Annotated in this window: 10 protein-coding genes; all 10 read right to left on the reverse strand. The window is 63.6% G+C overall.

The window, feature by feature from the left end; genetic code table 11:
• Window positions 1–48: 48 nt before the first annotated feature.
• The 10 genes from HDA39_RS25910 to HDA39_RS25955 all read right to left on the reverse strand — a co-directional run bounded on the left by HDA39_RS25910 (window position 49) and on the right by HDA39_RS25955 (window position 8,121).
• On the reverse strand, window positions 49–621 hold the full coding sequence (locus tag HDA39_RS25910; RefSeq protein WP_238356147.1) for a hypothetical protein: 573 nt from the start codon (window positions 619–621) through the stop codon (window positions 49–51).
• Between the two features lie 79 nt (window positions 622–700).
• On the reverse strand, window positions 701–1,510 hold the full coding sequence (gene proC / locus HDA39_RS25915) for a pyrroline-5-carboxylate reductase (protein ID WP_184799305.1): 810 nt from the start codon (window positions 1,508–1,510) through the stop codon (window positions 701–703).
• A gap of 396 nt (window positions 1,511–1,906) precedes the next feature.
• Window positions 1,907–2,389 (reverse strand): hypothetical protein, encoded by a 483-nt coding sequence (locus HDA39_RS25920; protein WP_184799307.1) that lies wholly within the window; start codon window positions 2,387–2,389, stop codon window positions 1,907–1,909.
• Entirely contained in the window at window positions 2,386–2,790 is a 405-nt protein-coding gene (locus HDA39_RS25925) for a DUF2750 domain-containing protein (protein WP_184799309.1), read from the reverse strand. The genes HDA39_RS25920 and HDA39_RS25925 overlap by 4 nt, the downstream gene beginning before the upstream one ends.
• A 372-nt stretch (window positions 2,791–3,162) precedes the next feature.
• The gene (locus tag HDA39_RS25930) at window positions 3,163–3,396 is read right to left on the reverse strand and encodes a hypothetical protein (RefSeq protein WP_184799311.1); all 234 of its coding nucleotides are present in this window, start codon (window positions 3,394–3,396) and stop codon (window positions 3,163–3,165) included.
• Between the two features lie 127 nt (window positions 3,397–3,523).
• A complete protein-coding gene (locus tag HDA39_RS25935) occupies window positions 3,524–5,701 on the reverse strand; it encodes an RHS repeat domain-containing protein (protein ID WP_184799313.1) in 2,178 nt (725 codons plus the stop codon).
• Window positions 5,702–5,797: 96 nt separating this feature from the next.
• Window positions 5,798–6,268: a DUF4265 domain-containing protein gene (locus HDA39_RS25940; RefSeq protein WP_184799315.1), complete on the reverse strand. Its 471-nt coding sequence runs from the start codon at window positions 6,266–6,268 to the stop codon at window positions 5,798–5,800.
• Between the two features lie 28 nt (window positions 6,269–6,296).
• A complete protein-coding gene (locus HDA39_RS43825) occupies window positions 6,297–7,199 on the reverse strand; it encodes an HNH endonuclease (protein ID WP_184799317.1) in 903 nt (300 codons plus the stop codon).
• A 224-nt stretch (window positions 7,200–7,423) separates the two neighbouring features.
• Window positions 7,424–7,732 (reverse strand): RHS repeat-associated core domain-containing protein, encoded by a 309-nt coding sequence (locus tag HDA39_RS25950; RefSeq protein ID WP_184799319.1) that lies wholly within the window; start codon window positions 7,730–7,732, stop codon window positions 7,424–7,426.
• 188 nt (window positions 7,733–7,920) lie between these two features.
• A complete protein-coding gene (locus HDA39_RS25955) occupies window positions 7,921–8,121 on the reverse strand; it encodes a hypothetical protein (RefSeq protein WP_184799321.1) in 201 nt (66 codons plus the stop codon).
• Window positions 8,122–8,219: the final 98 nt, after the last annotated feature.

Genomic DNA, 8,219 nt, shown 5'->3' on the forward strand with positions numbered 1-8,219 from the left:
TATCCGTGCTGTCGAGACTAGCCCGGCGGCGTGAACGGGTGGGGGAGGTCAGATGATGTGCCAGCGGATCAGGAACGCGCCGACCGAAAGGACCAGGTAGAGCAGCACGAGCAGTACGCCGAGGCCGGGGCGCGGGCGGGACCGGCGTACGGGCTGGTCGGCGGCGGCTTCACGGGCCGCCTCGATGGTCTGGGCCACCTCATCGGTGCGGCCCGCGGTGATGCCGTTGATCTCGTTCTCGTCGCGGCCCGAGCTGAGCACGACCGAACCGTCGACGACCTCGACCTTGTCGACGTCCTGCCACGCCAGCCTGCGCACGAGCAGGCTGGTCCGCGCCTTCAGCGCGGCCTGGGTGATCTCGACCTTGTAGAGCACGACCCCGCCCGCGACCCGGACGACGGACGCGCCGATCAGCGTGAACAGGCCGACCGCGAGGAAGTCGCGGGCGCCCATCCACAGCCACGAGTTGAGCACCGGGACCGCGACGAAGGGCAGCACGAACAGCGCCCACGCCCACCAGGGCGCCGGGTCCAGCGGGACCCGCCACGGCAGCGCGGGCAGCCTGGGCACCCGTCCGGCGGCCGAAGCCGTGGCGGCCGGGTCCACCGAATGGTTGTTCATGGCCGGGACCATAGTCGTCTCATCCTTGAAGTGGCAGGAAACCGCGACGACAACACTAACGGTGACCAGGCGTGCAGCGTTACTCCGCGGCGAGATCTCTCGATCTGTTCCGTGCCGCTTCGATCGCGGACAGGAACGCGGCGCGGACCTTGTGGTCCTCCAGCTCGCGGACGGCGGCGGCCGTCGTACCGCCCGGTGAGGTGACGCGCTCACGCAGGACGGTCGGGTGCTCACCGGTTTCCCGCAGCAGCTTCGCCGACCCGACCACGGTCTGCACGACCAGCTCGGTCGCCGTACTGCGGGGAAGTCCCATGTGGACGCCGGCCTCGATCATCGACTCGACCACGAAGAAGATGTACGCCGGACCGGACCCGCTGATCGCGGTCACCGCGTCCTGCTGCTTCTCCGGCACCCGAACGACCTTGCCCGTCGCCGCCAGCAGCCCCTCGGCCAGCACCAGGTGGCTCTCGTCGCAGTGCGCCCCGCGCGAGATCGCCGCCATCCCCTCGTCCACGAGAGCAGGCGTGTTCGGCATCACCCGGACCACAGCAACACCCTCAGGCAGCCGCGACTCGATGAACCCGGTCGTGATCCCCGCCGCCAGCGACACCACCGTCTGCTCGGCCCGCACCGCCGGCGCGATCTCCTTGAGCAACTCGGGCATGTCCTGCGGCTTCACCACCAACACCAACGTGTCCGCCTTCGCGGCGGCCTCGATGTTGGTCACCACGTCGACGCCGTACCGCTCCCGCAGCTCGTCCGCCCGCTCGGCCCGCCGCTCGGTGATCAGCAGTTCCCCGGGCCGCCGCCCGGCCCGCAAGAGCCCGGACAACAAGGTCTCCCCCATCACACCCGCGCCGAGAATCGCCACCTGCCCGTTCGCCGTCATGTGGTCAGGCTAGTGCTTTCATCCCACGCGCCGACTACGCCCGCTCCTACGTCGCGTGCTACGCGGCGCTCCCGCCCACCCAGTTGAGGGTGCGCGCTGGCGCGCTTCAGTTGCGCGCTACCGCGCTGAAGTGCGGGCTACCGCCAGGCTTGGCGCTGCCGCGCGCGAGTACGGCGTGTCCCCGCGACTGCGCCTACCGCGCAACGCGTGCTACCCGAGTAAACCTGAGCTGGCGTCGCGATAGCCACCGCCGCGTGCGATGCGGCTACCGCCGAGCCGCATCGCGAGGACTTGCGGCTCTCCCCGCGCCGAGCGCTACCCGCCTGCTCCGCGGCCGCCACCCCCAAAGCCACTCGGCCCCGCCCAGGTGGCGATTCTGGATGTCTGCGAGCCTGCCTACTCCCAGAACTTCCTGCCCTGGGAATCCACGAAGGTCGCGAGAAAGCCTTCCAAGCTGTCGCCGGCCATGTACCACTCAGAGCGCTCGTCCAGCGGCAGGCTCACCAGCACTTGCCCACCGGTCTCGCCGGACGGGGAGTAGATCAGCAGCTCCAAGTCACCCAAGAACGAGCCTATGACCAGATCTCGCGCCATGAGATCAGCTGGGCGGGCAGTGAACTCCTGGCGGGTTCGATCCAGGCTGCTCTCGAAGTCCAACAGCGACAGGCCCCACTGCCCGTGATCGACATCGACGAGCAACTGAGCCGATGCGCAGACACTCCACAGGTTCTTCATCTCGGCCGGAAGGTCGTGTCCACTCGGAATGTCGTTCGGCGCAAACTCCACGAAACAGGCCAAGCGAGGCGTACCTGCGCCATGCAGGGACCGAGGTTCGCCGTAGCGGCGAACGCAGCTCTCAAGAACCTCCTCGAGGGTCACTTCTGCACCTCCCGCTTGACCAAATTGCTAAAACTCCCGCTCGTCGGCCGCCACCACTTGCGCCAGATTTTCCAATGCGTCTGCTGGATCGATATATGGAAGCCGGTCGCACGCTCACCTGACCAATTCACACCGACCTGGAAACCATCCCGGGCCAAACCGGGTAACCATCTCTCGCGCCATACATCAAGCTCGATCGCCTGAATCTCGAAACCTCTATATGCTTCCACTTTCTTTATCACGCGACGCGCACGCGCCTCGCTAGACCAAAATGGCGCGGCCCGGTTGCCGTCAGAATCCAGCGGCGCCGGGAAGCCGCCAGCATCACGTATGGTCCATACCGTCCGCGTCCGTGCCACATCCGCAAAGAAGGCGGCCGCCTGAGCTGCGCTTTGAGACATGTCTTCAGGTTAGATGCCTCCTTCCCACCCGCCGACTACGCCCGCTCCTGCGTCGCGCGCTACGCGGCACTCCCGCCCACCGTTCAGGGTGCGCGCTGGCCCGCTTCGGTGCGCGCTGACGCACTCAAGTACGAGCCACCAGCCGAGAGCGCTCTGGCACGCGGACTGACGACTAGCGAGGCGGAGGTGCACCGACAAGCGAGGTACGAGCCCCTGCACCCGTGCCACAGGAGGCAAGGCAGCTAGCTCGGACGCGTTAGTGCTGCCGCTTTGGCGGATCCCACGCTCCGAGTTACCGCTGACGTTTCATTGCGGCCACCCGTTCACCGTAGCCCAAAGAAATCCACCTGTCCCCAAAGAACCAACGGGGCCTCAGTCCATCATGAAGAATGAACTCGGAGCATCTCCCGCAACGTCTTCTTCCTTGAAGAAGACACCAGATGCAAATACAAGGCCGTCACCCCCTCCAGAATGGAGTTCGTATCGCCCCAGCTTCACAAATTTATCTGTTTGCCATGGTGGAATAGACTCACCCTGCGCCACGCCGACATCGTGAATCACAAGACCCTGAAATATCAAGCCACACTGCATGTACTGCACGTTCATGAAGAGGATCTCGACTCGCTTCGGACCGCCGCGCCCAGGCAGCGACCGAAGAAGAAGCCGATTCATCCCTCCCTTGAGAGTCTCTACGTGAAACAAGCGATCAGGGTATTCGACAACGACCTCAGGCTTACTTGAACGGGTTTGCAACCTTCGCTCCATTCAAATAGAAATCCACATCAGAAAGTCTACCCGACTCCTTGAGTTGTGTCATTTCCCAGTCAAAAGGGGTTCGATTGTTCGCACCTGAGGAGTATTTTTGAACAGAGCTCATCACTTTCGAATACGCAGATGATCCATTCACATCGTCAAGCGCTACACTGATCTTCGTGTTGGGATTGTTAATCGCTTTCACAACCTGAGTCTGCCATTCACCGGATGGATAGTTCATGAGGTGACGGCCGCCAATCTGCGCAGCTCGCTCCGGTAGTCCCTGCGATTTTCCGAGCACCACGTGGTCCGGACCGTCGCCTCCACCTCTGGCAGCACTCCATTCATCTATATCTCGGCCGCCACCGTAGGCGGGGTCGTCGTCATTCGGTGGTTGAGCGGTCCCACCGCCACCCATCTCGAAGAGGTTGAGCACTGTGAGGTTCTTCGCAAGACCTAACAGTGCAAACCCGAGTCCTCCCAGCGCAATACCAGTTGATGCAGTTCCGACACCGATCGGCGCACCGAAACCTGGTGCGCCTCCGCAACCGCCGAGTTCGCAGGGACTGTTCTTCCCGGGCAGCATCAGCCCGTTGGCCATCACGGAGCCGAGGGAGCCGGTTTGGGTGACGTTGCCGATGGTCGAGCCGAGGGTGGTGACGGCGTTTTGGTAGGCGAGGTCGGCAGAGCCGCCGGTTTGGGTGGTGCGGTCTACGTAGCCGCCGTTCTGGTCGGCTGGGCGGGTGGGGTTGCTGGGGCACAGGCTTGGGTTGGCGGCGCTGCATGACGGGGTACCGGGAGGGACCACCGGGACCGTCTGCGCGCGGTCCTCCTGCCGGTTGCGAGCCTCCTCTGTGCGCCGGCGCTTCTCTGCTTCTTCCTTCTTTCGCTTGCACTCGGCGTCACAGATCGGTGGTGGTGGCTTATTCGGGCCGCAGTTCCGCTTGCATTCCTCGGGCGGCGGGCAGGTGCGGGTCTTGCGGCAATCCTTGACCGGTGGCGGGCAGAGCTTCTTGTTGGTCTTGCAGGTGGGCTTTGGTTTGTCGCACTTCTTCACACACTCACCCGGCGGGGGCGGCGGTGGGGTGTAGTCCCATCCGGAACACCACAAGAAGTCCCCGTCGCCGATGTTCATGAGCTCGCAGTGCGGGTCGAACTGGCCACCGTCGGGATCGAATGGTTTGTTCCCGGTCGGGTCATTCAAGGTTGTCGGGTTGCCGGCGGCGTAGGCGTACAGGTTGGGCAGGGACGAGGCCGAGCCGGCCGCGTGGCTGATGGTGTCTCGGGAGTTGAAGGTGCCGGACTCGGGGTTGTACCAGCGGGCGCCCTGGTTCACATCACCACTACGAGGATCGGTCCAGTCACCCTGGTAACCAACGCGATACTTCAACCCTGTCGCGGCAGTGGAGTTGCCGAACGGGTCGTAGGTGCGGGAATCCGGCAACCCGGCAGCCAGCGTGGTGTCGGTGGGGTCGAAGCCGCCGATGATGTCACCGTGGCGGTCTGCGAGGACCAGGCGCTTGGTGGCTTCGTAGCCGACGGAGAGCAGCCCGTCGCTGGCGCTGCGGCCGAAGGACTGGGTGCCGTCGGTGACGACCTCGTCGCTGAACCCGGCGTACCGCATCCGGGCGGTCCCGGCCGCGACCGGTCGGTCGAGGGCGTCGTAGGTGAAGTCTCGGTCCGAGCTCTTGATCATCCGGTCGAAGGCGTCGAAGGTGAACGCCTCCGTGGTCGCGCCGGCCTTCTTCGACAACAAGCTGCCGCGCGCCGAGTAGGTGTAGTCGGACGTGCCATCGTTGAGGAGACGGTTGCGTTCGTCGTACGTCGCGAGCTTGGTACCGGCCTTCGTCCGGTTGCTGGCTGCGTCCCAGCCGTACTCGGTGGTCTTGGTCCCGGCGGTCCAGGACGTGAGGCGGCCGAGCTGGTCGTAGGCGTAGGTGTTGTCGGCGGCACCGGCGACGCCGGTGGTCTTCTTGCTGGTGATGTTGTTGTCGGCGTCGTAGCCGTACGTCATCGAAGACACGACGCTCTGGCCGGCCTTCAACGTATCGGCGTTCATCCGGCCGTAGGCGTCGTAGCCGACGGTCCGGAGCCGGCCGGAGCCGTAGTCGATGGTGCTCAGTTGCCCGGCGCGGTCATCAGCGCCTGCGACACCCAAAACAGACTCTTGTTGGTGATGTCGAGTGACTTCAGCGCAGAGAACTAACGTGACTTAGATGCTGGCGACCAAATTGGTTTCTCCCACAGCAACTACTTACTGAGCTCCCGTCTCATACACGAGTCGCCCCGCCTGCTCCTCAACGGAGAGGAGGTCAGCGAGCTCCTGCGCCGATATTGAATGCTCCACATCTATCGCCAGCAGATTATTGGAGTGCCATTCCACAAGAACCGGCAGTCGCTGGATACTTCTCGTAAGGGTTTCCCGAGCGGAGGTCTCTACGTCGCCAAACCAAACCCGAAAGAGATATCGTCCGGACGGCCTGATCACTCCGGCAAACTCGTGAGCGCCGTTCGGTGCAGTGGACACCGACACCAAGTCTCCAAGAGCAAGATCGTAGATGAAGAACGGGATGCAACACAACTCGAAGGAATCACCTTCCTGATTGACCCAGAGTTGCTCGAATCGCCCGTCGATCTCGCCGTCCGTCACAATGGGCGCATTGATAATGAAGTTTGCGCGCTCCCTCCAAATCGGATTGGCGTGCAGTACATACTTCGAAGACATACTCAATCACATTCCCAAAGAATTCGCTCTACCGAAAAATCGGCCACCATGACGGCGGCCAAGCGCCAGTATACCCGGGCGGAGGATTGACCGGAGTGTTCCGGTCCCGCTTCGAAGCATTACAGTGCGGGCATGTCGTCTGCGCATTCGGCAGCGTGGCATCTCCTCCGCGCGACTTCGGTATCGAATGGTCAACCTGCGGCTTTCCTGTCAACATTCGACAATAGACACAGGTATCCGGATTCTCCTCCAATGCCTTCTTCCGCACGCTGGGCGGGAACGCTTTACCGGATGTCTCACCATTCGCGGCACCGGGCTTGATCTCCGGAGTGCAGGAAGCTGGGTCCTCGCGACAGTCGTCCTCGTCGTCTGGTGGTTGGGCTGCTCCGGAGCCGGTGAGGGCGCGGACGTAGGGGTTGTCGGAGGTCTCGTCGCTGAGATCTTTGATCAGAAGGACACCTGTACCGGCGACAACCACGACGCCGACGGCGCCTGCGAAACCGCCGCCCATGGTTCCTGGTGGTAGGCCCAGGCCGATGTTTCCGCCGCCTCCCGCGTAGGAGGGCACAAGCGATCCGCCACCGCACCTGCAGATCATGGGCAGGTTCATGCTGGTGGTCATGAGTGAGCCGAGCGAGCCGGTTTGGGTGACGCTGCCGATGGTGGAGCCGAGGGTGGTGACGGCGTTTTGGTAGGTGAGGTCGGCGGAGCCGCCGGTTTGGGTGGTGCGGTCTACGTAGCCGCCGTTTTGGTCAGCTGGGCGGGTGGGTTGACTTGGGCAGAGGCTTGGGTTGGCGGCGCTGCAGCCAGGGCTGCCTGGCGGAATGACCGGGATGGTTTGGGCGCGATCTTCCTGGTCCTCGAGGGCCTTCTCTGTCTTGCGGCGGTCTTCTTCCTCTTGCTTCTTGCGCTGGCACTCGGGGTCGCACACCGGCGGGGGCGGCTTTCGCGGGCCGCAGTTCCGCTTGCACTCATCGGGCGGCGGGCAGGTACGAGTCTTACGACAATCCTTGATCGGTGGTGGGCACAGCTTCTTGTCGGTCTTGCAGGTGGGCTTCGGCTTGGGACAATCCTTCACACAGCCGCCCGGCGGCGGAGGCGGCGGGGTGTAGTCCCATCCCTCACACCACCAGAAGTCGCCATCGCCGATGTTCTTCAGTTCGCAGTGCGGGTCGAAAGTGCCACCAACGGGATCGAAGGCTTGTTCCCGGTCGGGTCGTTGAAGGTCAACGGGTTGCCGGCCGCATAGGCGTACAGATTCGGCAGCGACGACGCCGACCCGGCGGCGTGGCTGATGGTGTCGCGAGAATTGAACATCCCAGACTCCGGGTTGTACCAGCGCGCACCCTTGTTCACATCACCACTGCGAGGATCGGTCCAGTCACCCTGGTGACCAACCCGGTACTTCAACCCGTTCGCGGCAGTCGAGTTGCCGAACGGGTCGTAGGTACGGGAATCCGGCAAACCAGCCGCCAGCGTCGTATCGGCCGGGTCGAAGCCACCAATGATGTCGCCGTGCCGGTCCGCGAGAAACGGACGCCCTCGATCAGGACACCGTTAGGAGTGTCTTCGACACCCTCGTAAACAAGACCAAATTCCGCGCCGTCACAGCACCGACTGATAAGGCAAGTCCTCCACGTACCGACCCGGCGTCAAGAAGATGCCGCCGCCTTGGCCTCCCCGAGACGCTGGAAGAAAATTGCAAGCGCAGCGTCGTCGCGCTCGGCGAGACCGGTGCCGTGCTGCGGGTCCTCGACGAACTCCGGATAACCCCAAGCCGCGCCGTAGGGGTCGATCCACAGTTCGGTTCCTGCTGCCCTGATCCCCGAGAACAAGCCGAATCTCCAGTTCATAGGCACCTGCCAAGTCCCTAGATCAAACAACCCGGCCGGGGCGTAGCACCTGACTTCGGTCATTCGGCAATCACGATCAGCGGGAACCTCACCATCAT

This window comes from Kribbella italica (genome assembly GCF_014205135.1).
GTDB lineage: Bacteria > Actinomycetota > Actinomycetes > Propionibacteriales > Kribbellaceae > Kribbella > Kribbella italica.